This is a genomic window from Burkholderia sp. AU33423 (genome assembly GCF_002223135.1).
GTDB classification, from domain to species: domain Bacteria; phylum Pseudomonadota; class Gammaproteobacteria; order Burkholderiales; family Burkholderiaceae; genus Burkholderia; species Burkholderia lata_D.
The window spans coordinates 54,768-81,079 of sequence record NZ_NKFH01000002.1; the positions used below are offsets into that span (position 1 = coordinate 54,768).

Here is a 26,312-nt window from a genome sequence, read left to right on the forward strand (position 1 = left end):
GCTATGCGCCTCCCGTCACGCGCAGCACTTCCTCGAGCGACGTCGCGCCCGACGCGAGCCAGCGCTCGGCGTCGTCGCGCAGCGTGCGCATCCCTTCCGCACGGCCGGCGGCGAGGATCTCCGCGTCGGCCGCGTTGCGGTGGATCAGCGAGCGGATCGACTCGTCGACCAGCAACAGTTCGTACACGCCGCGCCGGCCCGAATAACCCGAATGCCCGCACTTGTCGCAGCCGACCGGATGCCACACGGTGCGGCCTTCTTCCTGGCGTTCTTCCTTGCAGACGGGGCACAGCTGCCGCACCAGCCGCTGCGCGAGCACGCCGAGCAGCGACGACGCGAGCAGGTAGGGCTCGACGCCCATGTCGGTCAGACGCGTGACGGCCGAGGCCGCATCGTTCGTGTGCAGCGTCGCGAGCACGAGGTGGCCCGTCAGCGATGCCTGCACCGCGATCTGCGCGGTTTCGAGGTCGCGGATTTCGCCGATCATGATCACGTCCGGATCCTGGCGCAGGATCGAGCGCAGCGCACGGGCAAAGGTCATCCCGATCCGCTCGTTCACCTGCGTCTGGCCGATGCCGCCGAGGTCGTATTCGATCGGGTCCTCGACGGTCATGATGTTGGTCGTCGCGGTTTCGAGCCGCGACATCGACGCATACAGCGTAGTCGTCTTGCCCGAACCCGTCGGGCCCGTGACGAGCACGATGCCGTGCGGGCGCGCGATCAGCTTGTCGAACTGCACGAGCGTGTCGCGGCCCATCCCGAGCGCTTCGAGGTTCAGCCGCTGCGCATCCTTTTCCAGCAGACGCAGCACCGCGCGCTCGCCGTGCCCGGTCGGCAGCGTCGACACCCGCACGTCGACCGGCCGGCCGCCGACGCGCAGCGTGATGCGGCCGTCCTGCGGCAGGCGCTTCTCGGCGATGTCGAGCTGCGCCATGATCTTGATCCGCGAGATCAGCGCGCCGTGCAGCGCCTTCTTCGGCCGCACGACGTCGCGCAGCGTGCCGTCGACGCGAAAGCGCACGACCGAGGCGTTCTCGAACGGCTCGATGTGGATGTCCGATGCCTGTTCGCGCGCCGCTTGCGTGAGCAGCGCGTTGATCATCCGGATGATCGGCGCGTCGTCTTCCGATTCGAGCAGATCCTCGACTTCGGGGATGTCCTGCATCAGCCGCGACAGGTCGACTTCGCCCTCGACCTCGCCGACCACCTGCGCGGCGCTGCCGTCCTGGCGTGCGTACGCATGGTTGATCGCCTGCGCGAGCTCGTCGGCCGGCACGCGATGCACGGAGATCGAGCCGAAGTTGCGCGCGATTTCCGCGAGCGCCGCATCGCTCGTGCGTTCGCTGATCCACACCTCGAGCGTGTCGTCGAGCTGATGCGCGATCAGCACCTGGCCGCTCTTCGCAAAGCCGTACGGCAATAGTCGCGCGGCGAGCGGCGACGGCGGCTGCCGTTCGCCCGGCGCGCCGTCGTGGGCGGAAGAGGCGTGCACGTCGCTCACTGCGACGCTCCCGGCGTGGCCGTCAGCGGCTGTTGCGGCACGGCCTGCTGCGGCACGCTCTGCGGCTGCGCGGGCGTCGCTTCCGGCAACGGCTGGGCCGGCACCGGCGCCACCTGGCGCTGCAGCTGCTGGCGACGCATCTTGTCGAGATCGAACAGGTTGCCAGCCGGCGTGCCGCCCTGGCTCGGACCCAGCGGCATTGGCGGGACAACCGGATCGTCCTTGTCGCGCATCACGTTGTTGTCCGACTTGTACGCGCCCGTCACGCCCTGAATGTAGTCGTAGCGGTTAGCCGTGACTTGCTGCGCGACATTGCGATCGTTGATGATCACCGGGCGCAGGAACACCATCAGGTTGGTCTTCTGGCGGTTCTTGTTCTCCGAGCGGAACAGCTGGCCGATCCAGGGGATGTCGCCCAGCAGCGGAACCTTGCTGTTCGACACGGCGTAGTTGTCCTGCATCAGGCCGCCGAGCACGATGATTTCGCCGTTGTCCGCGAGGATCGTCGACTGGATCGAGCGCTTGGTGAAGGTCGGACCGTTGACTGCGGTCGCAGTGGAGGTCACGACCGCCGAATCCTCGGTGTAGAGCTGCAGCTTCAGAATACCGCCATCGGTGATCTGCGGCTTCACGTGCAGCGTGAGACCGACGTCGCGGCGATCGTAGGTATTGAATGCGTTGTTCGTGTTGCCGCTCGTCAGGTTCGAATACGAACCCGTCGGAATCGGCACGTTCTGGCCGACGACGATTTTCGCTTCTTCGTTGTCAAGCGTGATGAGGTTCGGCGTCGACAGCACGTTCGCGTCACTCACGCCCGCGAAGTAATTCAGCAGCGCGCCGAGGCCTTGCACGCCGAACATGTTGTGCAGCCAACCGACGTTGAGGCCCGGCAGGAGAGTCTGCCCCAACGCACCGAGACCCGTCGCACCGCCGGCTGCAACCGCGCCCGACACACCGAGGATGTTGCCGGTGGGCGTACCGGGGGCGCTGAAGTTCGTGCCACCGAGAAACTGGCCCTGAGCGATCTGCCACTGAATGCCGAGGTTGCCGGACGTGTTCGAGTTCAGCTCGACGATCAGCGCTTCGATATAGACCTGCGCGCGCCGCGCATCGAGCTGGTCGATCACCGAGCGCAGGTTCCGGTAAACCGGATCCGACGCGGTGATGATCAGCGAGTTGGTCGCCGCATCGGCCTGGATCATCCCGCCGGGCTGGTTGTCGTCGCCCTTGTCCTTGTCGCCACCGAGCAGGCCACCGCTGCCGAGCCCGCCACCGCCGGATGAGCCGCCGTACGACGACGACGAGGACGACGAGCCGCCGAGGCCGCCCGACGGCAGCGGCGGGGTGCCCGACGTGCCGGTCGAGAAGTTGCCGCTCGACGACGAGCCGCCACTCTGGTTGAAGCTGTTCGCATCGTTGGACGACGCCGACGAGCCGCTGTCGCTGCCACTGCCCTTGCCGAGCATCCCGCGCAGCGTCTTCGCGAGCTTCACCGCATCGGCGTTGCGCAGCGCGACGACGTGCATGTTGCCGGGCACCGCGCTCGGTGCGTCGAGCTGCTGCACGAGGCGCTTGGCGGCCGCGAGGCGCGACGCGCTCGACGCGCGCAGCATCAGCGAGTTGGTCCGCGGGTCGGCCGTGACCGACACCTTCAGCGTCGCGTCGCTGTTGCCGATCGCGCCCGGGTCGAGCATTTTCTGGAGCTGCGCGGCGAGGTCGATCGCGTTCGCGTTGCGCAGCGGAACGACCTGCACCTGCGCGCCCGCGGCGCTGTCCACGCCGGCGATGATCTGCGCGATGCGCCGCACGTTGTCCGCGTAATCGGTCACGACGATCGTGTTGTTCGCCGGGTAGGCGGTGACCGTGTTGTTCGGCGAGATCAGCGGCCGCAGCACGGGCAGCAGGTTGTTCGCCGATTCGTTGTGCAGCTCGAATACCTGCGTGATCACCTGGTCGCCGCGCGCCTGCGGCGCATTGCCGACGTAGGTCGGCACGCCTTGCAGTTTCGCGTCGGCCTCGGGCACGACCTTCAGCACGCCGTGATCCTGCACGAGTGCGAAGCCCTGCATGCGCAGCGCCGACTGCAGCGTCTTCAGCGCCTGGTCTTCCGGCACCGGCCGTTCGGCCACGAGGTTGAGCTGCCCCTTCACACGAGGGTCGACGATGATGGTCTTGCCGGTTGCGGCGCCGATCGCCTTGGCGACCTGGTCGATATCCGCATTCACGAAATTGAGCGTGACCTGAGCGTAGGCGGCCTGCGAAACGATCATGCCGGCGACGATCAGGGTCGTGGCGACACGCCGCATAACGAAGCGATTTCTTGTCATGGATGAATGGGTCGATGCCGGCTCAGGCCACTTCCGGCGGTAGTGCTGGGATCCAAGTCCGAAAGAGGCGACATTAGCAGTTTTTCATGTCCGAAATATCACATTGATCCGAGGACTGTCTCACATACGACATGTATCCGGCGAACCGTATGCAATCTGTAAGATTCGGCACCATTCTCGGCGCATGCGGTCCTCGCCCCCATTTCACGATGAACCGACACGGAAATGCGGTATAACCGGGCGGCCGAATTCCTGCATGTCGCAAGCTGACGGACTGCCGGTATGATACGGGCGGCACGTTTCTCGTCGCACGAATAACAGGCACGGGTTTTCCCGACCCTCACGCATTTTCTTGTCGATTTCGCACCATGAACAGACGGTTCGTTTCGATCGTGTTGATCGCCGCCGGCGGGTATTTCGCCAGCGCGAACGCTCGCGCGGACTGTTTCGACGAAGCAGCTAAATATCAGCAGGTCAATCCGCTGATCCTGCGCGCGATCGCGTGGCAGGAGTCGCGCAACCGGCCCGGCGCGCTGAACAAGAACACGAACGGCTCGGTCGACTACGGCCTGATGCAGATCAATTCGATCCACCTGCCGACGCTGTCGCGCTATGGGATCGGCCGCGACACGCTGATGGAGCCGTGCAAGAACGTCTATATCGCCGCGTGGCATCTCAAGCAGAAGATGAACCGTTACGGCAACACGTGGCAGGCGGTCGGCGCCTATCATTCGGAAACCCCGTCGCTGCGCGACAAGTATGCGCGGCAGATTGCCGGCATCCTGACGCAGTGGAAGCTGCTGCCGCCCGTGCAGTGACGCCGCGCCGCAGCGCGGCCTGACCCGGTACCGGCCGGCCGGCGCGCGTTTGATGCACAATGCGGATCTCACGCCGCAATTTCGCCCGCCCGCGGGACGATCGCGCCCCGGAAGGGCGTCGCGGCCGCTTTTTCAATTTTTCCGTTGGTGCATATCGCTATGAATCCGGCAATGAACCAGCCGTTGCCCGTCACCGTGCTGTCCGGTTTCCTCGGCGCCGGCAAGACCACGCTGCTCAATCACATCCTCGCGAATCGCGCGGGCCTGAAAGTCGCCGTGATCGTCAACGATCTCGCGGCGGTCAACATCGATGCATCGCTCGTGCGCGACGCGCAGGCGCTGTCGCACGTCGAAGAACGCCTCGTCGAGATGTCGAACGGCTGCATCTGCTGCACGCTGCGCGACGACCTGCTCGTCGAGATCCGCACGCTGGCATCGGAAGGCCGCTTCGACGCGATCATGATCGAATCGACCGGCATCGCGGAGCCGATGCCGATCGCCGAAACCTTCACGTTCGTCGACGACGACGGCACGTCGCTGTCGAAAATCGCGCGGCTCGATACGCTCGTCACCGTGGTCGACGCGTACAACTTCCTGCGCGACTACGGCTCGGATGATGCGCTCGCGACGCGCGGCATCGCCGCATCGGAAGAGGACGACCGCACGCTCGTCGAGCTGCTGATCGAGCAGATCGAATTCTGCGACGTGCTGGTGATCAACAAGGCCGACCTCGTCGCCGCGGACGACCTTGCCCGCCTGCAGCACATCCTCGCGCGACTCAACCCGCGCGCGCACCAGGTCGTGTCGACGTTCGGCAACGTGCCGCTCGACGAAGTGCTGAACACGGGCCGCTTCGATTTCGACGAGGCCGCGAACGCGCCGGGCTGGCTCGCGTCGCTCGATCACGATCACACGCATTGCGACGACCCCGACTGCCATGACGAACATCATGCGCACGTGCACGGCGAAGCCGACGAATTCGGGATCGGCAATTTTGTTTACCGCGCGCGCCGGCCGTTTCATCCGGCGCGACTCTGGGCACTGCTGCATCAGGAGTGGCCGGGCGTGCTGCGCAGCAAGGGCTTCTTCTGGCTCGCGACGCGCAACGACATCGCCGGTTCGCTGTCGCAGGCGGGCGGCGTATGCCGGCATGGCCCGGCGGGGCTTTGGTGGGCCGCGCAGGATCGCGCGGAATGGCCGGACGACGACGAGCTGCTCGGTGAAATCCGCGCCGAATGGCACGGCGATCTCGACGATCGCGCAGTGGGCGATCGCCGGCAGGAACTCGTGCTGATCGGCATCGCGCTCGACGCGGATGCATGGCGCGCGAAGCTCGATGCGTGCCTACTGACCGATGCGGAATTCGCGCTCGGCGCGGCCGGATGGCAGGCGTTCGACGACCCGTTCCCGGCGTGGGATGTCGATTCTCACGACGACGACGATCACGGCGACACGCAGATCGTGCACGCGTAACGCGTTGTAAAAACAACCGTTAAATCTTGCAAGAGGGGCGCGGACTGTGGCGAAAATGCTGCGCGCGCCCAACAAAAAACCCGCCGAAAGGCGGGTTTTTCTTGGAACAGGCGCTGGTTTAACGCTTGTTGACGGCGTCCTTGAACGCCTTGCCAGCCGTGAACTTGACCGTCTTGGCTGCCGGGATCTTGATGGTTTCGCCGGTCTTCGGGTTGCGGCCCGTACGTGCTGCGCGCTTGCCCGAACCGAAGCTGCCGAAGCCGATCAGCTGAACCGCATCACCCTTCGACACGGCCTTCTTGATGACTTCGAGCAGCGTGTCCAGCGTTTCGCCGGTTTGAGCCTTGCTGGCGCCCGTTTGGGCGGCGACGGCGTCGATCAGTTCCTGTTTGTTCATTAAGGTTCCTTTATCAGGTTAGGTTGACACGAACAGCGCGAACGCGCCGATTATACGTGCGCGAACCGTGCCGTCGAGAGTCAGACTCCGACGACACAGCGCCGAATCCTGGCCCGCGCGACGCGCCCTCCGGTGAGCCGGTGGCCACCCCGCGGTACGGCGTTGCTATGATAGCGCAGCGCAAACCCAATAACGACAAGGGTTTCAAAGATTTTCATCGGTATTTCGCCGAATGAATCACCGACTGCCCGTTTTTTGACCAGCGCCAACCGGACAGGATACGCAGCGCGGTCCGCCCGTGCGCCGCGCCGTTGGCTTTTTCCAACGACCGGTCGGACGGCCCCGCGCAATCCCTTGCCAGGCTTGGCTGCCACGTTTTTTGTTTCGCATGACCGACCGACTTGTTCCCGCCACGCTTACGCTCCGCGACGACGGCACGCTCGTCTCGCCCGAGTTCGGTGATCTCCATCGCGGCGCATCAGGCGCGCTCGCGCATCGCATGTTAGTCGTGGGCAACGGGCTGCCGGCACGCTGGCAGGGCCGCCGCACGTTCACGATCGTGGCGACCGGATTCGGCGCGGGCGGCAGCTTCCTCGCGGCCTGGGCCGCATGGCGCGACGATCCCGCGCGCTGCGAGCGGCTGCATTTTGTCGCAGTCGAACCGCATCCGTTCTCACGCGACGACCTGCGCCGCGCCGCTTCGCATATCGTTGCGGACACAACCATATCGACGGATGTCGATGCACTTGCCGACGCGTGGCCGATGCTCGTACCGGGCCTTCATCGGCTCGAATTCGACGAAGGGCGCGTGGTGCTCACGCTTGCGTTCGGCGATGCAATCGACATGCTGGGGAAGATCGTCGCGCGCGCCGACGCGTTCTGTCTCGACCGCTTCGCGTCCTCGAGCGACGCGGATCTCCAATCGGCCGACGTGGTCCGCGTGCTCTCGAAAATCGCCGGCGAACATGCCACGTTTGCAGCGCATGCGAGTTCGGACGCATTGAAGCACGCACTCGGCCAATCGGGTTTCACGTATCGCGAGGTCGACGGTCTGCTCGTCGGCGAATATGCGCCGCGCTGGCGCGCGCGCCGGCACGAGCCGCCTCTCGCACTGCCCGTTGCGACGCGCCGCGCGATCGTGATCGGCGCGGGGCTGGCGGGCTGCGCGGTCGTCGAGCGTCTGGCCGCGCGCGGCTGGGAAGTCACGCTGATCGAGCGGCACGAGCGGATCGCGAGCGAAGCGTCGGGCAATCCGGCCGGTGTATTCCACCCGCTGATGACACGCGACGACAACGTCGCGAGCCGGCTCACGCGCGGCGGCTTCCTGCACGCGATCGCACGCTGGCGCGCACTCGAACGCGCGGGCCATGCATTCGCGCGCAGCACGCACGGGATGATCCATCTCGCGGAATCCGCTGACGACTTCGAACGGATGCGCGAGGCATTCGATGCTTTCGGTGCGCCGTCCGACTATGTCTCGCTGCTCGACGTCGAGGCCGCGCGCGCGCATCTGAACCTGCCGGTCGCGCAGGGCGGCCTGCTGTTTCCGCACGGCGGCGCCGTCTGGCCGGCCGGCCTTTGCGCGGCCCAATACGCGGCGGCCGGCGAGCGTGTGCGCTTGCTCGCGTCCACCCGCGTTGCACGACTCGAACGGCGCGGCGACGCGTGGCATGCACTCGACGACGCGGGCGGCACGCTGGCCGAAGCGCCCGTCGTCGTGCTGGCGAATGCCGGCGACGCCGCGCGTCTCGCCGGGCTGCAACATGTCGCGCTGCAACCGGTGCGTGGCCAGCTCACGTTGCTGCCGGCCGGCAGCACGGCACCGCTGCCGTGCCCGACGATCGGCGACGGTTACGCGGTGCCGCTCGACGACGGCACGCTGCTGATCGGCGCGACGTTCGAACCCGACGACGTCGATGCCGCGATGCGCGCGGCCGGCCACCTCGAAAATATCGAGCGCGTACGGCATCTGCTGCCGGGCCTGATCGGCGATCCGCCGGATCCCGACACACTGCGCGGCCGCGTTGCGTTCCGCTGGGTCGTCGGCGACCGCCTGCCGCTGCTCGGCCCGCTCGCGGACGAAGCGGGCGCCATCGCCAAGGCTCGCGCGCTAAGCGGTGCGCAGGCGCGCGACCTGCCGCGCATGCCTGGACTCTACGGCGCATTCGGCTTCGGCTCGCGCGGCCTCGTATGGGCGGCACTCGGCGCCGAACTGATCGCCTCGCAACTCGAAGGCGAGCCTTGGCCGCTCGAACGCGAACTTGCCGATGCCGTCGACCCCGCACGCTTCCTGATCCGCGCGTTGCGCGCGCGCCGCGTCGGCCAGGCCGGCTGACCGCTCACCCGAGCCGCTCACAGTTTCCCGACTTTTTCGCGCAAGGTTATCCACTCGACGCTGTGGATAACCGCGCGAAATCCGCGCGCACTTCGTGTGTAATCACAGTGGACGTAAACTGGGCAACTCGGCACAGCTGTGAGGCGGCCCGAAAGTTGCTCAACTCAAACCTCTGTGCACGAACAGTCTGTGCAACGGGTTATCGGCTCTGCAACGCCTTGATCTGTCGACGTAAACCGAAGTTATCCACAGAGCTGTGCATCCTTTGTTAACTTCTACTACGTATATATACAAGTAAACCTTTGAAACCAAAGACCTGCGGTGCCGCACAGCGCCGCGAGTCGATTCAATGGGTTCCAGACCGAAAAAGCTGTGGCACAATCGGTTTCCTTCGCGTTCATCCGGCCAGGCGCCGGACATGCTTCAATGGAACGGTCGGCACGATTTCGAATCTGAATCTTCGAGACTGCGCAGTCCGTTCACACACCAGGCCGACAATCCAGATCGGCAACCTGAACGACTTTCCGCCCTGTGGTGGAAAAGGCGGATCCCATGTCCCGCCGTCGTCGACACAACAATCACATTCGGGGCGATACCCAGCCGGCGCGTATCCATTTCTGACGCTTGACCCCGCGTCGCTGGCGGTTGCTTCCAAAGGAGAAGTCACCACGATGAAGTCGGCGTTCTCATTCCTGCCCAACTGGCCGCTTACGCCGGATGCCGTGTTCTGGGCCGGGCTCGCGTTGTTTGCGGCCGGCCTGTGTGGCGAGCTTTGCTATCGCGCATGGCGTCTGCCTCGCATCACCGGTTATGCGGTGATCGGTCTCATCGCCGGATCGTTCGGGTTCGGCGTGATCGATGCAAGCACCGACGAAACGTCCCGGTTGCTGATCGACGTCGCGCTCGGCCTCTTGCTGTTCGAGCTCGGCAGCCGTCTCGACCTGCGCTGGATCCGGCGCAATCCGTGGCTCGTCGCGTCGAGCCTCGCCGAAGCCACGCTGACGTTCGTGCTGGTGCTGTTCGTGATGCTCGGGCTCGGTGTGTCGGGGATGGTCGCGTTGGTGCTGTCGGCGATCGCGATCGCGACGTCGCCGTCGATGGTGATCCAGCTGAAGACCGAACTGCGCGCGGAAGGGCAGGTGTCGCAACGCCTCATCACGCTCACCGCGCTCAACAGCGTCTATGCGATCGTGCTGACCAAGCTGGTGACGGGCTGGCTCCACCAGGAAGCGTACGGCAACGTTTTCGCGACGATCCTGCAACCGCTCTACCTGCTCATCGGTTCGTTCATCGTCGCGTATGTCGTTGCGCGTTCGTGCAACTACCTGTTCCGCCACATGACCGCGACGATGCGCGACGAGCATTCGTTCGTTGCGTTGTTCGGGCTCGTGATGCTCGCGATCGCCGTCGCCCAGGCGCTGAAGCTGTCGACGCTGCTTACGCTGCTGCTCGCCGGCATCATCGTGAAGAATCTCGAAGCACGTCCGCAACTGTGGCCCGAGCACTTCGGCACGGCCGGCTGGCTGCTGACGGTAGTCCTGTTCGTGCTCACGCTCACGTCGTTCACGTGGGGGGACATCGCGCTTGGCGGGCTGCTCGCGATCGTGCTGATCGTCACGCGGCTCGTCGCGAAGCTGGCCGGCGTCGTCGCGTTCGCGAAGCCGAGCGGCATCGGGATGAAGCAGGGCATCGCGCTCGGCATCGCGCTCACGCCGATGTCCGCGCTGTCGTACCTGCTCGTCGACGACACCTACCAGCTCTATCCGAATTTCGACCCGCACCTGCGCGCGATCGTGATGTGCACGATCGTGATCCTGCAGCTCGTCAGCCCGTTCATCGTGTACCGCTGCCTGTCGGCGGTCGGTGAGCGCAGCGACGGCAACTGATTCCGGAACCTGCCATGGCACTCGAAACCTTCGTCAATTCCGAGCCGTTTACGTTCGGCGTCGAACTGGAGATCCAGGTCGTCAACACGCACAACTACGACCTGACCAAAGCGGCCTCCGACCTGATGCGCCTGATCCAGGGCGAGACCTTCCCGGGCAACATCACGCCGGAAATCACCGAGAGCATGATCGAGCTGTCGACCGGCATCTGCCATTCGCACGAGCAGGCGGTGAGCGAGCTGCATGCGATCCGCGACGTGCTCGTGAAGGCGGCCGACCAGCTCAACGTCGGGCTGGCCGGCGGCGGCACGCATGCGTTCCAGCAATGGAGCGACCGGCAGATCTACGATGCGCCGCGCTTCCAGTACATCTCCGAGCTGTACGGCTATCTCGCGAAGCAGTTCACCGTGTTCGGCCAGCACGTGCACATCGGCTGCCCCGATCCCGACAGCGCGCTGTTCCTGCTGCACTCGATGTCGCGCTTCATTCCGCACTTCATCGCGCTGTCCGCGTCGTCGCCGTTCGTGCAGAACGTCGACACCGGCTTCCATTCGGCACGCCTGAATTCGGTGTTCGCGTTCCCGCTGTCGGGCCGCGCGCCGTTCGTGCTGACCTGGGACAGCTTCGAGGAGTACTTCACGAAGATGGTGAACACCGGCGTCGTCAACTCGATGAAGGACTTCTACTGGGACATCCGCCCGAAGCCCGGCTACGGGACGATCGAGGTGCGCGTGATGGATACGCCGCTGTCGGTCGACCGCGCGGCGGCGATCGCCTGCTACATCCAGACGCTCGCGCGCTACCTGCTGACCGACCGGCCGCTGAAGCTGTCCGAGGACGACTACCTCGTCTACACGTTCAACCGTTTCGAGGCGTGCCGCTTCGGGCTCGAGGGCACCTGCGTGAATCCTCAGACGGGCGAGCGCCGCACGATCGCCGAAGACATCCTCGACACGCTCGACCGGATCGCGCCGCATGCTGCCGCGCTCGGCTCGCGCGCGGCGCTCGACGAGATCGGCGCGCTCGCCAAGGCGCGCGTGAACGACGCATCGTGGTTGAGAACCGTTTTCAAACAGGAAAAATCGCTCAATGAGACGGTCCGCCAGCAGTGCTTACGGTGGCGCGAGTGAAAAAATGTTTTGCAGATTACGGGGTCGACCGAGTCGCGATTCACTGAACGACCGGCGGCCCCGATTGCCGCCGAAATCGTTGCCGGTTGTCCTGAAAATCTGTGGATAACTGGATATTCCGCTGCAAAGTCAACGATCTGTGCACGGGATAACCCGGTGGATCATTGCGGTTGGCTCGATGGCCGATCCGAACAGGAAAATGCCCTCGTGCACCGTTCGGCGGGCGTTCGGCATTGCAGGCACAACGAAAAATTTTGGTTATCCAGTGATTTTCCACAGAATGAAGGGGATAACTTAGCTGTGCGATTTTCCGCTCTCGCTTAGAATGTCGGCTTTGCGGACACCGGAACGAAGCGTGTCTTACCGGTCGCCGCGAACGCGACCGCCGCGTGTGCCCTCGCGACGGCCGTGCTGACATACTCGCAAGAGCATGTCTGTTTTGAGATAGACATTCGATCTCCACACTACGGCCGCTCGGCAAACCGGGCGGCGGCAAAGCGAAAAGACTATGAGCGAAGGCGTTTACGGGAATCAGGCTTCGGGACGTGTGACCCACAGCCTGCTGCGGTTGAGTACGGCCATGCGAAGCCAGGCATGGGATTGGGCGGAAGGCGCAGGCCTCACGCCGACGCAGGGCGAGATTCTCGTGCTGCTGCTGCAGCGCAAGGGCCCGATGCGGCTCGGCGAGATCGCGCGCGAGACGCAGCTGACCGCGGCGACCACGAGCGATGCGGTGAGCACGCTCGAGACGAAGGGTCTCGTCGAGAAGCGCCGTGCGCTGGACGACGGCCGCGCCCTGGCCGTGCGCCTGTCGGCCCGTGGCCGGACGGCCGCGAAGAAGGCGCTGCAATGGCCTGAATTCCTGACGAAAGCGGTCGGCAAGCTCGGCGCGGACGAGCAGGGCACACTGTATCGCGCGCTGCTGAAGACGCTGCGCGAACTGCAGGTGGCCGGTGCGACGCCGCCGCAGCGCATGTGCTTGACGTGCGCCCACTTCCAGCCGGGCAAGCTGTCGAAGAAGACCGTGCATCACTGCGCGGCGCTCGACATCTCGATGTCCGACAGCGATCTGCGTCTCGACTGCTCGGTGCAGGAAGAGGCCGACGCGGCGACGCAGAAGAAGACCTGGAAGATTTTCGCCGGCTGACGTCCGTCGATCGACCGGGAGGCCGATGATGAACGCTGAAGTCGTGGCGATCCGCCACGTGCATTACGAGGATCTCGGGAGCTTCGAGCAGGTGCTTGGCGAACGGGGCCGGCGGGTGCGCTACGTCGACGTCGGGTCGTCGCGGGTCGAGGTGCTCGACGTGCTCGAGCCGTCGCTCCTCGTCGTGCTCGGCGGGCCGCTCAGCGTGTACGACGATGCGCAGTATCCGACGATCGCGCCGCTCGCGGCGCTCGTGCGCAAGCGCATCGACGCCGGGTTGCCGATCCTCGGGATCTGTCTCGGTTCGCAGTTCATCGCTCGGGCGCTCGGTGCGCGCGTCTATCCGGCCGCGCAGCACGAACTCGGCTGGACGCCGCTGACGCTCACCGATGCCGGTCGCGCGTCGCCGCTGCGCCATCTCGATGGTTCGGCGACGTCGATGCTGCATTGGCATGGCGACACGTTCGACCTGCCGGGCGGGGCGATTCATCTTGCCTCGACCCCGGCCTGCCGTCACCAGGCGTTCGCATGGGGCCAGCACGTGCTGGCGCTGCAATGCCATCCGGAAATCCGCACCGACCGATTCGAGCCGTGGCTGATCGCGAACGCCGGCGAAATCGCGGCGGCGCCCGGCATCGACGCGCGGCAGTTGCGCGCCGATACCGCGCAGCACGGCCCCGCGCTCGAGGCGGCCGCGCGACGCATGTTCGCGGAGTGGCTCGACAGCGTCGGACTCTGACGCCGCCGGCGGCGCCGCCGTTCGCCGCGAAGGGATTGCTCGGCCCGCATTCGTTGCAGGCCGGCGCATCGCCGTATGCGCTGCCTTTTCTCCATTGCCGGCGACCGGCCGCCGGTCGTAGCTGACCATCCGCTTACTGCCGGGTGCGCCATCTGCACGCTTGCCGCCTGCGTGCTACGCTCGTTCGCTCTTTCCCTTCCTGGCGAGCGGCCTCCATGACTGCGCTGTTTTCCCCGTTCACGCTGCGCGGCGTGACCCTTCCGAACCGGATCGTGATCTCCCCGATGTGCCAGTATTCGGCCGAACGCGGCGAGGCGACCGACTGGCACATGATTCACCTCGGCCATCTCGCGCTGTCGGGCGCGGGGCTGCTCTGCATCGAGGCGACCGCGGTGGAACCCGACGGGCGCATCACGCATGGCGACCTCGGCCTCTGGGACGACGTGACCGAAGCCGCGCTGAAGCCGGTGCTGGCCGCGATCCGCAAGCATTCGCCGGTTCGCATCGCGATGCAGTTGTCGCATGCGGGGCGCAAGGCGTCGAGCAACGTGCCGTGGCAGGGCGGTCAGCTCGTGTCGGTCGCCGACGGCGGCTGGTTGCCGCATGCGCCGTCGGCCGTGCCGCACAAGGATGGCGAGACGCCGCCGCTCGCACTCGATGCCGCGGGCCTGAACCGGATCCGCGAAGCGTTCGCGGCCTCGGCGAAGCGGGCCGCACGGCTCGGCATCGACGCGATCGAGGTGCACGCGGCCCACGGCTACCTGCTGCACCAGTTCCTGTCGCCGCTCGCGAACCAGCGCACCGACGAATACGGCGGCTCGCTCGAAAACCGCATGCGCTTTCCGCTCGAGATCTTCGAGATCGTGCGTGCGGCGTTTCCGGAAGACCGGCCGGTCGGCGTGCGCGTGTCCGCGACCGACTGGGTCGAAGGCGGCTGGGAGCTCGACGATACGATCGCGTTCGCGCACGAACTGAAGCGCCGCGGCTGCGACTGGATCGACGTGTCGTCCGGCGGCGTGTCGCCGTTGCAGAAGATTCCGCTGTCGCCCGGTTACCAGGTGCCGTTCGCGCAGGCGGTGAAGCGCGCGGTCGGCATGCCGACGATCGCCGTCGGCCTGATCAACGAGCCGGCGCATGCGAACCGGCTCATCGAGGCCGGCGATGCCGATTTCGTCGCGATGGCGCGTGCAATGCTGTACGACCCGCGCTGGCCGTGGCATGCGGCGGCCGAGCTCGGCGCGCAGGTGACGGCGCCGCCGCAATACTGGCGCTCGCAGCCGCGCGAGCACAAGGCGTTGTTCGGCGACATCGCATTCGGCCAGCGTTGAGCACCGCGCGCGCAATATTGCGCGTGATGTTGAACGAAGCAATCGTGAACGTGTAGGATGCGGGTGATTCGCCGCATGCCCCGACGCGGCACCAACCGGTGCCGCGTTTTCGTTTTGCGCGGCGCCAGGCCGTGACCGCGGCCGTCTTCCATTCAAGTCGTCTTCACAAGGATTCGTTCGATGAGTTCACGCAGGATCGCGGTGCGCCGCTCGGGAGTACACGGTAAAGGCGTGTTCGCCGTGGCGCCGATCAAGGCCGGCGAGCGCGTAGTGGAATACAAGGGCGAACGAATTTCATGGAAGGAGGCGCTGCGCCGCCACCCGCACGACCCGAGCGAACCGAACCATACGTTCTACTTCGCACTGGACGAGGGCGGGGTGATCGACGGCAAGATCGACGGCAACAGCGCGCGCTGGATCAACCACTCGTGCGCGCCGAACTGCGAAGCCGAGGAAGTCAAAGGCCGCGTGTACATCCATGCGCTGCGCGACATCGGGCCGGAAGAGGAACTGTTCTACGACTACGGCCTCGTGATCGACGCGAAGCTGACGAAGGCGCTCAAGCGCGAGTACGCGTGCCATTGCGGTGCGGCGTCGTGCCGCGGCACGCTGCTCGCGACGTCCGACGAGGGTGGGAAGAAGAAAAAGAAGAAGGACAAGAAGGACGGCAAGTCCGAGTCCCGGTCGAAAGACAAGAAAAGCAAGAAGTGACGCAGGCGGCGGCGCATCGTGCGCTGCCGCTGCCGTTTCAGCGACCGGCTGTCGCATCGTGCAGCCGTGCTTTCCGCCTTCCTCATCCGGCGCGGCCCGATCAGCGGCCGCCCGCCGCGAGTCCCTCGATCTCTCAGTGCGTCGATGCGGCGGCCGGTGTTTCGCTGGCCGGCTGCTCGGTGCGCGCGACCAGCGGCACCCTCACCACGAAGCGCGAGCCGCCTTCCGATGCATCCTCGTACGACACGGTGCCGCCGTGCATCGCGATGATGTCGTGCACGATCGCGAGGCCGAGCCCGGCGCCCGTCTCGACACCGTTGCCGCTTTGCGCGTCGCCGCGGAAGAAGCGCTTGAACAGGTCGGCCTGCTGATTGGCGGGCACGCCGGGGCCGTTGTCCTCGACGACGATCTCGGCGGCCGGATGGCCGTCCTCGAGTGCGCCGCGCGCAACGTTCACCGTGATCCGTGCGCCGTCCGGCCGCGCGAGCGGGACGTACTTCAGCGCATTGTCGAGCAGGTTCGCGATCACCTCGCGCAACAGCACGGGGTTGCCGCGCACGACCAGCTTCTCGTCGTCACCCGGATCGTCGGTGCGCTGGAAGCCGAGGTCGACGTGCGACGCAAGCGCGCGCGGCACCCATTCGGCACCCGTCTCGAACGCCATCGCCGCGAGGTCGACGTCGACGAACCGCGCGGCCTGTTCGCCCGGCTCGGCACGGGCGAGCGACAGCAACTGGTTGGACAGCCGCACCGCACGGTCGGCGGCCGCGCGCAGTTCGCGCACCGCGGCGAAGGTCTGGTGCGGGTCGCGCGCCACGGCTGCCTGCTCCGCGTGCAACTTCACGGCCGTGAGCGGCGTGCGCAACTGGTGGGCGGCATCGGCGATGAACTTGCGCTGCGCATCGAGCGCGGTCTTCAGGCGGCCGAGCAGCGCGTTCATCGCGCTCGTCAGCGGCCGGATTTCCAGCGGCACCTCGGTTTCGTCGACCGGTTCCAGCGACGTGTGGGTCTGCCGGTTCAGCGAATCGGCCAGGTGCGTGAGCGGGCCGAGCTGCTGGTTCACGACGCGCCACACGATCCCCCAGCCCGCGAGCAGCAGCAGCAGCAGCGGCATCATGATCGCGACGAGGAATTCGGCCGCGATCCGGTAGCGGTGCCGCACCGGCTGCGCGACCTCGACGACCATCGGCTTGCCGCCTTCGACGTCGTCGACGCGCACCTGCGCAACCCGCACCGCACGGTTGTCGTATTCGGCCTCGAACACGTACGCGTGATGCATGCGGCGCACGTTGATGCCCTGGAGCGGCAGCTTCGGATCGCCGGCGAGTTCCTGTTCGCCGTCGCTGATCCGGTAGATCAACGCTTCGGCGGGATCGGAGAACATCGCCTGCGCAAGCGGCGGCACTGTGAACGGCGCGTCGGGGCCGGCGATCTGGATCTGTTTGGAGATGGCGGTCGCGAGATCGGCGAGCGAGCGGTCGATCACGTGCTGCGTGTATTGCCACGCGAGCCAGTAGGCGATCAGGCCGCTCATCAGCGCGAGCATCGACAGCGGGGCGGCGAGGCGCCGAAGCAGCGAGCGGCGCAGGCTGGTGGTCACAGCCGGATCAGGAGACATTTCGACGGGCAAATGGATAAACGCCGCTCACGGGGAGCGGCGCGGTCGTGCGCCGGGCGGCGACGCGGAGCAGCGCGCACACGCGGGCGGCACGGGGCCGCCCGGCGTGCGGTGCCGCGCTCAGACGCTCGCCGTCTGGCGGATTTCCTGCAGCAGGTAGCCGAAGCCGCGCACCGTGACGATTTCGACACGGCACTGCTCGAGTTTCTTGCGCACGCGGTGGACGTAGACTTCGATCGCGGTGTCGCCGAGATCGCCGCCGAAGTGCGTGAGGTGATCCTGCAACTGGGCCTTGCTGACGACGCGGCCGTGACGCAGCAGCAGCATCTCGAGCACCGCGAATTCGCGCGGCGACAGTTCGAGCGGCTTGTCGTCGTTGAAGATGCGGCGATCGACGCCCGACAGGCGGACGCCACCGAGCGACACTTCCGGACGCGGCATGTCGCTGTGCGGGCCGCTGCGGCGCATCACCGCGCGGATGCGCGCTTCGAGCTCGGCCGGCTCGAACGGCTTGAGCATGTAGTCGTCGGCGCCGGAGTTCAGGCCCTGGATCCGGTCGTTCAGCTCGTCGCGTGCGGTCAGCACGATGACGGGCGTGTGGCGGTTGGTCTGGCGGAAGCGCGTGAGCAGTGTCATCCCGTCGATGCCCGGCAGGCCGAGGTCGAGGATCACGAGTTCGTGGCGGTTCTGTGCCAGCGCCTGTTCGGCAAAGATGCCGTCATGCACCATGTCGACGGTGAAGCCAGCCTGCTCGAGGCTGCTCTGGATACCGCGTGCGATGGGGCGGTCGTCTTCAATCAGAAGGAGTCGCATGAAGTTCGCTCAAGTACAATGGGTTGGCGGTTCAGGCACGCGGACAGCACGACGCCGTTTCCACAGGGGCGCCGCAACACCTGACATCAAGCATGGCGGCCAGCGAACGATTAAATCCAAACATGTCCGATATTTCGATCAACGACCTAGAAGCCGCGATCAATTTCTGGCGCGCCCGCTCGCCGTCGAGCGGCGACGAACTCAAACTCTGCGAAGAGGCCAGCGCGCTTTCCAAGCCGTATGCGCTGCTGATTGTACAGCGCGAAAGCGCGCTGCAACTGGAAGGTTTGGACCCCAAGGCACGGAAAGCCTACGAGGCTTACGTGCGCCTTAAGGATGGCTTGGAAAGCTGAAGGCTTCCGCTGACTACATCCTAGAAAACGTTCATCGAAATGAAAAGTTGACGCGCCGCGCATCGAAAGACGCGCGGCGGTAGAGGAATGCCTCAGGCGGCGGGTTGCGCGTGTGCGCCGGCACGGTCGATGAACAGTGCCAGTTCGATGTCGCGTTCGGTCAGGCCGTCGGCATCGTGGGTCGACAGCGTGACGTCGACACGGTTGTACACGTTGAACCATTCCGGATGGTGGTTCATTTCCTGCGCCTTGATCGCGACGCGCGTCATGAAGCCGAACGCTTCGTTGAAATCGGCGAAGCGCAGGCTGCGCTGGATCGCATCGCGGCCCGGGACGGCCGTCCAGAGCGGCAGGCCTTCGAGCCGGGTCTTGCGTTCTTCTGATGTGAGCTTGTGGATCATCTTGCACCTCTCGGTCGGTAACGGCGCCCGCGCGCGGCTGCGCCGCGCGGCGAAGCCGGCATCGGTCATTGTTTCATAGTTGTGGGACGGCCATCCGGGGACGGCCATCCGGCGACGGGTATCCGGGGAAGGCGATCGGGAGACCGCCCGCGGCGCGTCCCGGCGCCCTCGAACGTCACGCGTCGGCGTCGTCCGGCCAGCCTTCGCCCGTGCCGCGATGCAGCACGCGATCGGTATCGAGCACCGCGCCGGCCGCGAACTCGGGCAGCGCCGCCAGCCGATCGGCGAGCGCACGGCCGTCGACGTCGGCGAGCGCGAACAGCTGCGTGAAATCGTCGATCACGAAGTAGGTTTTCTGGAACGTGTCGATCCGGTACTTCGTGCGCATCACGCGCTCGAGGTCGAAGCCGAGCCGGTTCGGCGCCGCGCTTTCGAGGCTGTACAGGCTTTCGCCCTTGCTCGACACGATCCCGGCGCCATAGATGGACAGCCCGTTCGTGCCGCTCGGGTCGCGAATCAGCCCGAATTCCACCGTATACCAGTAGAGCCGTGCGAGGCGTGCCAGCGCCGCTTCATCGTCGGCGACCGCGAGCGCGGTGCGGCCGTACGCCTGCATGTAGTCGGCGAACACCGGGTCGATCAGCAGCGGCACGTGCCCGAACAGGTCGTGGAAACAGTCGGGTTCCTGCAGGTAGTCGAGCTGGTCGGGGCGGCGCATCCACCACGTGACGGGGAAGCGCCGGTTCGCGAGATGCTCGAAGAACACGCGGTCTGGCACGAGGCCCGGCACCGCGACGATCTCCCAGCCCGTTGCCGGCTTCAACTGGCGGTTCACGTCGGCGAACGACGGCACGCGATCGGCCGGCAGGTCGATCTTCCCAAGCCCCGCGACGAACGCGTCGCATGCGCGCCCGCGCAGCAGCGCCGACTGGCGTGCATAGAGTTGCTTCCACACCGCGTGGTCGACCTGGCCGTAACGCGCGAGCGGCTGGTCGATGGTGAAATCGGCGCGGGTTTCGAGGCCCGCATCGAACTGCTCCTGCAGTTTCGCGGTGACGACGGTGGACATGATCTGGCTCTGCACGTGGCGGTTGGTAACCATGCAAGTGTAGAGCGGGCTGCGCGCGGAATGGGCGCATAGTTGGCGTTGATTGGCTTGTTGATGCGATAATCACGCACCAAATCACGAATCAATGCGGAGAATACTCATGCTGGAGCTCGACCACTTCGACCTCGCACTACTGGACGTGCTGCAGCGCTTCGGCCGCGCGACGCACCAGCAGCTCGGCGAGGAGGTGCCGCTGTCGCCGTCGCAGATTGGCCGGCGGCTGCAGCGGCTCGAGGCGGCCGGGGTGATCGAAGGCTATCGCGTGATGCTGCGCCCCGAAAAGCTCGGGCTCGGCGTCACCGCGTTCACGAGCCTCAAGCTCAAGCACCACGGTGATTCGATCATCGAGCAGTTCCAGCAGCAGATCGACGTGCTGCCCGAAGTGCTCGAATGCCATGCGGTGGTGGGCGATGCCGACTATCTGCTGCGGATCGTCGCGCCCGACCTGAACGCGCTGTCGCAGTTCGTGATGAAGAAGCTGATGCGCGTGCCGGGCGTCGACAGCGTGCGCTCGAACATCGTGCTGACGACCTTCAAGCGCAACGGCGCGTTGCCGCTCGCGCACCTGGCGCCCGGCGCCGCCTGACGCGGCAATCGCGCGAGGCAGGTTTGAAGGCGGCGCGGGTTGCGCCGCCTTGGGGCAGGGGCCGGATCAGGCCGCTTCGTGCGGCGTGTCGGCGTTCAGCAGGTCGACGTACGCGACTGCGACGAGATCGTCCTGCGACACGCCGAGCTTCGCGAACACGTCGTGCGCTTCGGCTTCGCCGCCGGCTTCGTCGTCGTCGGGGCCGAGCACGACTTCCAGTTCGATGAAATCGCCGAGGCCGTCGACCCGGTCGAGGTGGATGCGCGTGCGGCCCGCGAGGTACACGTGCCGTTCCTTCGTCACGATCCCGCGCGTGGTCAGCGCGGTGGCGAGCAGCGCGTGCATCGCGTCGGGGTTCGTCACCGGGCTGCGCGTGTAGTACGACGCCTTCGGGCCGTCGCGGTCGTCGCGCTGGTAGAAGATCAGTTCGGCCGGCGTGCCGTCCTCGAAGCGGCGCAGCTTCAGCCGGCCGCGCGGCACGTCATAGAAGAAATCCTGCTGGCGATAGAACAGCGGCGCTTCGGTCGCGAGCCTGGCCGCCTGTTCGCGCAGCTGGTCGAATTCGCGGGCGCGGGCTTTGATCTCGATGTTGCGGGCCATGCGGGTCTCCTTCAATCGGGGTCTCGCGGTGTGCGAACGCACAATCTAGCAAAAAGCCCGCGAAGGTGGCGTGACGACCGGCGGGACGCGGCGACACGACGCGGCCGGGAGGTTCGGCCCCGTGATTTCCCCGTTCACGCGATGGCCCGCACGGGGTCGCCGGCTACCGACCGGCAACGTATCACCCGTTGACGCCCGGTGCGCGGCCGGCCTCCGGCGCTATCAGCGACACTCATATCGCCCACTGCGCTTCGATCAGCCGCAGTGCCGCCGCGATCGCCGGTTCGTCGCGCCGCTCCGCGAGCGTCACGAACGTCAGTTCGGTGGGTACCGTCACGGGCTCGACGATCGTCAGCGCATGCGCGTGCGCTTCGGCCAGTGCGGTCGAGTCGCGCGCGAGCGTCAACCCGATCCCCGATTTGACGAGATCGAGCATCGACTGCTCCTGGTCCACCTCGGCCACCTTGAGCGGCTGCGCGCCGGCTTCGGCGAAGCGCCGTGACAGCAGCCGGTGGTGCGCGGACGCCGGCGGCGTCCAGATCCACGGCAGCGTGGCAAGCGCGCGCCAGTCGTGTGCGCGCTGCACGCGCTCCTTCCAGCCGGCCGGCGCGAGTACGCGGTACTGGAAATGCGTGAGCGTGACGGTGTGGAACAGGGCGCCGTCGAGCGGATCGTCCTCGCCCGGCCGGCCGATGTAGTAGCCGACGTCGAGCGCCCGCGTGCGCACCTGTTCGATCACCCAGCCCGACATCCCGTGCCGCAGCGCCGTCTCGATCTGCGGATGGGTTTCGACGAGCGCGCGCAGGAAGCCGCCGAGCCGCAGGAAGCCCGGATCGAGGATCGTGCCGATCCGCAGCCGGCCGCGCACCTCGTGCCGCAGCGCAGCAGCGGCGCGCTGCACGTCGGCGGCCGCGACGAGCGCGCGTTCCGCATGCGGCAGCAGCGTCTGGCCGTCGCGCGTGAGCGCGAGGCCGCGCGACGTGCGCGTGAACAGCGTGACGCCGAGCGTTTCCTGCAGATGCTTGATCTGCAGGCTGACTGCGGGCTGCGTCAGGTGCAGCTGCACGGCGGCGCGCGTCAGGTTGCCTTCGCGCGCGACCGTCGCGAACGCGCGGAGCAGGGTGAGATCCATCGTCGTGATATGAGCGCAGCTTATAACGCAGTTCAGCATAACTCATTGGATCGGCGGCCGGCGGCCGGAGTACGCTTCATCGGTCGCGGCGCGGGGCCGCAAGCGCGGCTCGCGACGCACTATGCTGAAAATGACGCGCGGCTTTGCGCCGCGTGACAGGAGACAAACCGTGACTACCCAACGCACGCTAGAAGGCGAATTCGATTACGTGATCGTCGGCGCGGGCACCGCGGGCTGCGTGCTCGCGAACCGCCTGACCGAGGATCCCGACATCCACGTGCTGCTGCTCGAAGCGGGCGGCAAGGACGACTATCACTGGATCCACATCCCGGTCGGCTATCTGTATTGCATCGGCAACCCGCGCACCGACTGGCTGTACAAGACGCAACCCGAAGCCGCGCTCAACGGCCGTGCGCTGTCGTATCCGCGCGGCCGGGTGCTCGGCGGCTGCTCGTCGATCAACGGGATGATCTACATGCGCGGCCAGCGCGAGGATTACGACAGCTGGGCGCAGGAAACCGGCGACGCCGGCTGGTCGTGGGACAGCGTGCTGCCGATCTTCAAGCGCAGCGAGGATCACCATGCGGGCGCGAGCGACGCGCACGGCGCGGGCGGCTACTGGCGTGTCGAGAAGCAGCGGCTGCGCTGGGAGATCCTCGAATCGTTCGCGCAGGCCGCGCAGCAGACGGGCATCCCGGCAACCGACGATTTCAACCGCGGCGACAATTCCGGGGTCGGCTATTTCGAGGTAAACCAGAAGCGCGGCGTGCGCTGGAATACGTCGAAGGCGTTCCTGCGGCCCGCGATGGCGCGCCCGAACCTGACCGTGATCACCGGCGCGCAGGCGCAGCGCGTGATCTTCGACGGGCGGCGCGCGGTCGGCGTCGAATACCACGGCGGTGGCACGGATTACGTCGCGCGGGCGCGTTCGGAGGTGCTGCTGACGTCCGGCGCGGTGAATTCGCCGCAGCTGCTCGAACTGTCGGGTATCGGTGATGGCCGGCGGCTGCAGGCGCTCGGCATCGACGTCGTGCAGGATCTGCCGGGCGTCGGCGAAAACCTGCAGGACCACCTGCAATTGCGGATGGCGTTTCGCGTCGAAGGCGTGCGCACGCTCAACACGCTGTCCGCGCACTGGTGGGGCAAGCTGATGATCGGCGCCGAATATGCGTTGCTGCAGCGTGGGCCGATGTCGATGGCGCCGTCGCAGCTCGGCGCATTCGCAAAATCCGATCCCGATGATCCCGCGCTCACGCGCCCCGATCTCGAATACCACGTGCAGCCGCTGTCGCTCGAACGCTTCGGCGAGCCGCTGCACAGCTTCAACGCGTTTACGGCGTCCGTATGCCATCTGCGGCCGACGTCGCGCGGCAGCGTGCATATTGCGAGCGCCGATCCGGGCGCACCACCCGCGATTGCGCCGAACTATCTGTCGACCGACCACGATCGCCACGTCGCCGCGAACGCGCTGCGGCTCACGCGCCGGATCGCGTCCGCGCCGGCGCTCGCGCGCTATCGGCCCGAGGAGATCCTGCCGGGCCTGCAGTATCGAAGCGAAGCCGAGCTGATCGAGGCGGCCGGCGCCGTCGGCACGACGATCTTCCATCCGGTCGGCACCTGCCGGATGGGGCGTGCCGACGATGCGCGCGCGGTGGTCGACAGCCGGCTGCGCGTACGCGGCATCGCCGGGCTGCGAATCGTCGATGCATCGGTGATGCCGTTCATTACATCGGGCAACACCAATTCGCCGACGCTGATGATCGCCGAGCGCGCGAGCGACATGATTCGTGCCGATCGCCGCGCGGCGCGCGAAGCGACACCGGTGCGCACGGAGCAGGCGGTGACAGCCGCGTGACGGAACGCTGACACGCACGACAGCGGGCCGTCATGATGACGCCCGCTGATTCGCTATGCGAAACAAGCTGCTGTTGCAGCGGCGGTGCCGATGATGTCGATGGGCACCGAATAACACCGGTTCGCCCGGCAAGATCCATGCAAGCCGTGCCGCCGCACGGCTTTTTTGTTGCGTGCGTGCCGGGCCGCGCGGGTGGTCAACGCACGATGATGCACGTGTCAAAAAAACGGCGTGAAAAACCGTGCACAGCCGCGTGCGACATGGCGGCCAGCCCTATAAGTGCAAATCCCGATGATTGCACTGCACCAACGGCGAGACAATGTGGCGCAGTGTAGAGACGCGTCGGCGCGGGAGACCACCCTCGAGGCGTAACACGGCGCCCGGGGCAGACCGCTCATCCGCTGACCTGTTTCGCGGACGCTTCTCGCGAATCTTCCCGGTGCTTCGCCTGACTTCGTACGGAAGGGAACATGATTCTCGGCGACACGATTCTGGAAACACGCGGACTGACCAAGGAATTCAGGGGTTTCACGGCCGTCAACGGCGTGAACCTGCGTGTGCGTCGCGGTGCGATCCATGCGCTGATCGGGCCGAACGGCGCGGGCAAGACCACCTGCTTCAACCTCCTCACCAAATTCCTGACGCCGACGGCCGGCCAGATCGTCTTCAACGGCATCGACATCACCGACGAGCGGCCCGCGCAGGTTGCGCGGCGCGGCATCATCCGCTCGTTCCAGATCTCGGCCGTCTTCCCGCACCTGACCGCGCTGCAGAACGTGCGCATCGGGCTGCAGCGCGCGCTCGGCACCGAATTCCATTTCTGGCGCAGCGAACGCACGCTGAAGCGGCTCGACGACCGCGCGATGGACCTGCTCACGCAGGTCGGCCTCACCGATTTCGCGCAGGTGCCGACCGTCGAGCTCGCGTACGGCCGCAAGCGCGCGCTGGAGATCGCGACCACGCTCGCGATGGAGCCCGAACTGATGCTGCTCGACGAGCCCACGCAAGGGATGGGCCACGAGGACGTCGATCGCGTGACCGCGCTGATCAAGAAGGTCGCGAGCGGCCGCACGATCCTGATGGTCGAGCACAACATGAACGTGATCGCGGGCATCTCCGACACGATCACCGTCCTGCAACGCGGCGAGGTGCTGGCCGAAGGCTCGTATGCGGAAGTGTCGAAGAATCCGCTCGTCATCGAGGCCTACATGGGCAGCGCCGACGCGGCGCTCGCGGGGGCGCACGCATGAAGCACAGCGAACGGGAGGAACGCGAATTGAGCGGCGTCGAAAGCGGTACGCCCGCGCTGGAGATCACGGGCCTGGAGGCCTGGTACGGGGAATCCCACATATTGCACGGTGTCGACCTGACGGTGCATCGCGGTGAGGTCGTCACGCTGCTCGGCCGCAACGGCGCGGGCCGCACGACGACGCTGCGCGCGATCATGGGCCTGACAGGCCGCCGCAGCGGGTCGATCAAGGTCGCGGGCAACGAGACGATCGGCCTCGCGACGCACCGCATCGCGCATTACGGCATCGGCTACTGCCCGGAGGAGCGCGGGATCTTCTCGAGCCTGTCGTGCGAGGAGAACCTGATGCTGCCGCCGCTGATCGGGCCGCGCGAGCACGCGATGCCGATCGACGAGATCTACGCGATGTTCCCGAACCTCGCGTCGCGCCGGCAGAGCCAGGGCACGCGGCTGTCCGGCGGCGAGCAGCAGATGCTCGCGGTCGCACGGATCCTGCGCACCGGCGCGAACCTGCTGCTGCTCGACGAGATCTCCGAAGGCCTCGCACCGGTGATCGTGCAGGCACTGGCGCGGATGATCGTCGCGCTGAAGGCGCGCGGCTACACGATCGTGATGGTCGAACAGAATTTCCGCTTCGCCGCGCCGCTCGCCGACCGGTTCTACGTGATGGAGCACGGCAGCATCGTCGAACATTTCCAGGCGGCCGAACTGGAAAGCAAGATGCCGACCCTGCACGACCTGCTCGGGGTATGACGCCGCCCCGTTTCCCTTGCCGCTAGCCGTGGCGGCCCTCGAACAACCACAA

At 66.3% G+C, this 26,312-nt stretch carries 24 protein-coding genes; 14 read left to right on the top strand and 10 right to left on the bottom strand.

All coding sequences use genetic code 11. The features are described 5' to 3' along the window. Position 1 precedes the first annotated feature (1 nt). Together gspE and gspD are read right to left on the bottom strand one after the other, a co-directional pair. Positions 2-1,501 carry a type II secretion system ATPase GspE gene (gspE, locus tag CFB50_RS00320; protein ID WP_069246749.1) on the bottom strand — a complete coding sequence of 500 codons (1,500 nt, stop codon included), beginning with the start codon at positions 1,499-1,501 and terminating at the stop codon, positions 2-4. Next, positions 1,498-3,828 carry a type II secretion system secretin GspD gene (gene gspD, locus CFB50_RS00325; RefSeq protein WP_089444730.1) on the bottom strand — a complete coding sequence of 777 codons (2,331 nt, stop codon included), beginning with the start codon at positions 3,826-3,828 and terminating at the stop codon, positions 1,498-1,500. Before gspD ends, gspE begins: the two co-directional genes overlap by 4 nt. Before the next feature lie 368 nt (positions 3,829-4,196). Here gspD and CFB50_RS00330 point away from each other — a divergent pair, with 368 nt between their 5' ends. After that, on the top strand, positions 4,197-4,646 hold the full coding sequence (locus tag CFB50_RS00330; protein ID WP_069246751.1) for a lytic transglycosylase domain-containing protein: 450 nt from the start codon (positions 4,197-4,199) through the stop codon (positions 4,644-4,646). Positions 4,647-4,805: 159 nt separating this feature from the next. Continuing rightward, positions 4,806-6,119, top strand: a complete 1,314-nt coding sequence (locus CFB50_RS00335; protein ID WP_089444731.1) for a GTP-binding protein — start codon at positions 4,806-4,808, stop codon at positions 6,117-6,119. Positions 6,120-6,237: 118 nt separating this feature from the next. Here the strand turns inward: CFB50_RS00335 and CFB50_RS00340 are convergent, their stop codons facing one another. Beyond that, entirely contained in the window at positions 6,238-6,516 is a 279-nt protein-coding gene (locus tag CFB50_RS00340; protein ID WP_006401505.1) for an HU family DNA-binding protein, read from the bottom strand. Positions 6,517-6,730: 214 nt separating this feature from the next. Next, on the bottom strand, positions 6,731-6,985 hold the full coding sequence (locus tag CFB50_RS39390) for a hypothetical protein (RefSeq protein ID WP_179254136.1): 255 nt from the start codon (positions 6,983-6,985) through the stop codon (positions 6,731-6,733). Here CFB50_RS39390 and mnmC point away from each other — a divergent pair. From mnmC to CFB50_RS00380, 7 genes are all read left to right on the top strand, one after another. Continuing rightward, entirely contained in the window at positions 6,905-8,851 is a 1,947-nt protein-coding gene (mnmC, locus tag CFB50_RS00345) for a bifunctional tRNA (5-methylaminomethyl-2-thiouridine)(34)-methyltransferase MnmD/FAD-dependent 5-carboxymethylaminomethyl-2-thiouridine(34) oxidoreductase MnmC (protein WP_089444732.1), read from the top strand. The two genes, CFB50_RS39390 and mnmC, sit on opposite strands and share 81 nt — an antisense overlap. Positions 8,852-9,522: 671 nt before the next feature. Further along, on the top strand, positions 9,523-10,737 hold the full coding sequence (locus tag CFB50_RS00355; protein ID WP_089444734.1) for a cation:proton antiporter: 1,215 nt from the start codon (positions 9,523-9,525) through the stop codon (positions 10,735-10,737). A gap of 14 nt (positions 10,738-10,751) precedes the next feature. Then, on the top strand, positions 10,752-11,867 hold the full coding sequence (locus tag CFB50_RS00360) for a YbdK family carboxylate-amine ligase (RefSeq protein ID WP_006490006.1): 1,116 nt from the start codon (positions 10,752-10,754) through the stop codon (positions 11,865-11,867). 508 nt (positions 11,868-12,375) lie between these two features. Beyond that, positions 12,376-13,014 (top strand): MarR family winged helix-turn-helix transcriptional regulator, encoded by a 639-nt coding sequence (locus tag CFB50_RS00365; RefSeq protein WP_034188191.1) that lies wholly within the window; start codon positions 12,376-12,378, stop codon positions 13,012-13,014. 28 nt (positions 13,015-13,042) lie between these two features. Further along, complete coding sequence (locus tag CFB50_RS00370; protein ID WP_089444794.1) at positions 13,043-13,753, top strand: glutamine amidotransferase; 711 nt, start codon at positions 13,043-13,045, stop codon at positions 13,751-13,753. 215 nt (positions 13,754-13,968) lie between these two features. After that, positions 13,969-15,081, top strand: a complete 1,113-nt coding sequence (locus CFB50_RS00375) for an NADH:flavin oxidoreductase/NADH oxidase (protein WP_089444735.1) — start codon at positions 13,969-13,971, stop codon at positions 15,079-15,081. Positions 15,082-15,261: 180 nt separating this feature from the next. Continuing rightward, on the top strand, positions 15,262-15,792 hold the full coding sequence (locus tag CFB50_RS00380; protein WP_089444736.1) for an SET domain-containing protein: 531 nt from the start codon (positions 15,262-15,264) through the stop codon (positions 15,790-15,792). 133 nt (positions 15,793-15,925) lie between these two features. On the opposite strand, the gene CFB50_RS00385 is transcribed toward CFB50_RS00380, so the two are convergent. Both CFB50_RS00385 and CFB50_RS00390 read right to left on the bottom strand, forming a co-directional pair. Next, a complete protein-coding gene (locus CFB50_RS00385) occupies positions 15,926-17,410 on the bottom strand; it encodes a sensor histidine kinase (protein ID WP_089444795.1) in 1,485 nt (494 codons plus the stop codon). 120 nt (positions 17,411-17,530) lie between these two features. Beyond that, positions 17,531-18,223, bottom strand: a complete 693-nt coding sequence (locus tag CFB50_RS00390) for a response regulator (RefSeq protein WP_006401494.1) — start codon at positions 18,221-18,223, stop codon at positions 17,531-17,533. A 122-nt stretch (positions 18,224-18,345) separates the two neighbouring features. Between CFB50_RS00390 and CFB50_RS00395 the strand changes: the two genes are divergently transcribed. Beyond that, a complete protein-coding gene (locus tag CFB50_RS00395) occupies positions 18,346-18,576 on the top strand; it encodes a DUF3717 domain-containing protein (protein ID WP_069246758.1) in 231 nt (76 codons plus the stop codon). 92 nt (positions 18,577-18,668) lie between these two features. Here CFB50_RS00395 and CFB50_RS00400 read toward each other — a convergent pair whose 3' ends face one another. Together CFB50_RS00400 and phhA are read right to left on the bottom strand one after the other, a co-directional pair. Then, complete coding sequence (locus CFB50_RS00400) at positions 18,669-18,977, bottom strand: 4a-hydroxytetrahydrobiopterin dehydratase (protein ID WP_039352208.1); 309 nt, start codon at positions 18,975-18,977, stop codon at positions 18,669-18,671. Between the two features lie 175 nt (positions 18,978-19,152). Then, a complete protein-coding gene (phhA, locus tag CFB50_RS00405) occupies positions 19,153-20,046 on the bottom strand; it encodes a phenylalanine 4-monooxygenase (RefSeq protein ID WP_069249191.1) in 894 nt (297 codons plus the stop codon). Positions 20,047-20,185: 139 nt separating this feature from the next. On the opposite strand from phhA, the gene CFB50_RS00410 reads away from it, so the two are divergent. Continuing rightward, positions 20,186-20,671 carry an Lrp/AsnC family transcriptional regulator gene (locus CFB50_RS00410; protein ID WP_006408082.1) on the top strand — a complete coding sequence of 162 codons (486 nt, stop codon included), beginning with the start codon at positions 20,186-20,188 and terminating at the stop codon, positions 20,669-20,671. 66 nt (positions 20,672-20,737) lie between these two features. On the opposite strand, the gene CFB50_RS00415 is transcribed toward CFB50_RS00410, so the two are convergent. Together CFB50_RS00415 and CFB50_RS00420 are read right to left on the bottom strand one after the other, a co-directional pair. Next, entirely contained in the window at positions 20,738-21,271 is a 534-nt protein-coding gene (locus CFB50_RS00415; protein ID WP_069246759.1) for a class IV adenylate cyclase, read from the bottom strand. Positions 21,272-21,503: 232 nt separating this feature from the next. Next, complete coding sequence (locus tag CFB50_RS00420; RefSeq protein ID WP_069246760.1) at positions 21,504-22,403, bottom strand: LysR family transcriptional regulator; 900 nt, start codon at positions 22,401-22,403, stop codon at positions 21,504-21,506. A gap of 169 nt (positions 22,404-22,572) precedes the next feature. On the opposite strand from CFB50_RS00420, the gene CFB50_RS00425 reads away from it, so the two are divergent. The 3 genes from CFB50_RS00425 (at position 22,573) to CFB50_RS00435 (ending at position 26,260) form a co-directional block, all read left to right on the top strand. Continuing rightward, a complete protein-coding gene (locus CFB50_RS00425; protein ID WP_069246761.1) occupies positions 22,573-24,258 on the top strand; it encodes a GMC family oxidoreductase in 1,686 nt (561 codons plus the stop codon). A gap of 470 nt (positions 24,259-24,728) precedes the next feature. Further along, positions 24,729-25,508, top strand: a complete 780-nt coding sequence (locus CFB50_RS00430) for an ABC transporter ATP-binding protein (protein ID WP_021160426.1) — start codon at positions 24,729-24,731, stop codon at positions 25,506-25,508. Further along, positions 25,505-26,260, top strand: coding sequence for an ABC transporter ATP-binding protein (locus CFB50_RS00435; protein WP_039351472.1), 756 nt, complete (start codon positions 25,505-25,507; stop codon positions 26,258-26,260). Before CFB50_RS00430 ends, CFB50_RS00435 begins: the two co-directional genes overlap by 4 nt. The last annotated feature ends 52 nt before the right edge of the window (positions 26,261-26,312 follow it).

Coding starts and splice junctions, on each gene's coding strand:
- CFB50_RS00340 (WP_006401505.1), bottom strand. CDS start 6,516: ATGAACAAACAGGAACTGATCGACGCCGTCGCCGCCCAAACGGGCGCC.
- CFB50_RS00335 (WP_089444731.1), top strand. CDS start 4,806: ATGAATCCGGCAATGAACCAGCCGTTGCCCGTCACCGTGCTGTCCGGT.
- CFB50_RS00375 (WP_089444735.1), top strand. CDS start 13,969: ATGACTGCGCTGTTTTCCCCGTTCACGCTGCGCGGCGTGACCCTTCCG.
- CFB50_RS00415 (WP_069246759.1), bottom strand. CDS start 21,271: ATGGCCCGCAACATCGAGATCAAAGCCCGCGCCCGCGAATTCGACCAG.
- CFB50_RS00330 (WP_069246751.1), top strand. CDS start 4,197: ATGAACAGACGGTTCGTTTCGATCGTGTTGATCGCCGCCGGCGGGTAT.
- CFB50_RS00435 (WP_039351472.1), top strand. CDS start 25,505: ATGAAGCACAGCGAACGGGAGGAACGCGAATTGAGCGGCGTCGAAAGC.
- phhA (WP_069249191.1), bottom strand. CDS start 20,046: ATGTCCACCGTCGTCACCGCGAAACTGCAGGAGCAGTTCGATGCGGGC.
- CFB50_RS00410 (WP_006408082.1), top strand. CDS start 20,186: ATGCTGGAGCTCGACCACTTCGACCTCGCACTACTGGACGTGCTGCAG.
- CFB50_RS00420 (WP_069246760.1), bottom strand. CDS start 22,403: ATGGATCTCACCCTGCTCCGCGCGTTCGCGACGGTCGCGCGCGAAGGC.
- mnmC (WP_089444732.1), top strand. CDS start 6,905: ATGACCGACCGACTTGTTCCCGCCACGCTTACGCTCCGCGACGACGGC.
- CFB50_RS39390 (WP_179254136.1), bottom strand. CDS start 6,985: ATGGAGATCACCGAACTCGGGCGAGACGAGCGTGCCGTCGTCGCGGAG.
- CFB50_RS00400 (WP_039352208.1), bottom strand. CDS start 18,977: ATGATCCACAAGCTCACATCAGAAGAACGCAAGACCCGGCTCGAAGGC.
- CFB50_RS00390 (WP_006401494.1), bottom strand. CDS start 18,223: ATGCGACTCCTTCTGATTGAAGACGACCGCCCCATCGCACGCGGTATC.
- CFB50_RS00430 (WP_021160426.1), top strand. CDS start 24,729: ATGATTCTCGGCGACACGATTCTGGAAACACGCGGACTGACCAAGGAA.
- CFB50_RS00355 (WP_089444734.1), top strand. CDS start 9,523: ATGAAGTCGGCGTTCTCATTCCTGCCCAACTGGCCGCTTACGCCGGAT.
- CFB50_RS00380 (WP_089444736.1), top strand. CDS start 15,262: ATGAGTTCACGCAGGATCGCGGTGCGCCGCTCGGGAGTACACGGTAAA.
- CFB50_RS00370 (WP_089444794.1), top strand. CDS start 13,043: ATGAACGCTGAAGTCGTGGCGATCCGCCACGTGCATTACGAGGATCTC.
- CFB50_RS00365 (WP_034188191.1), top strand. CDS start 12,376: ATGAGCGAAGGCGTTTACGGGAATCAGGCTTCGGGACGTGTGACCCAC.
- CFB50_RS00360 (WP_006490006.1), top strand. CDS start 10,752: ATGGCACTCGAAACCTTCGTCAATTCCGAGCCGTTTACGTTCGGCGTC.
- CFB50_RS00385 (WP_089444795.1), bottom strand. CDS start 17,410: ATGTCTCCTGATCCGGCTGTGACCACCAGCCTGCGCCGCTCGCTGCTT.
- CFB50_RS00395 (WP_069246758.1), top strand. CDS start 18,346: ATGTCCGATATTTCGATCAACGACCTAGAAGCCGCGATCAATTTCTGG.
- gspD (WP_089444730.1), bottom strand. CDS start 3,828: ATGACAAGAAATCGCTTCGTTATGCGGCGTGTCGCCACGACCCTGATC.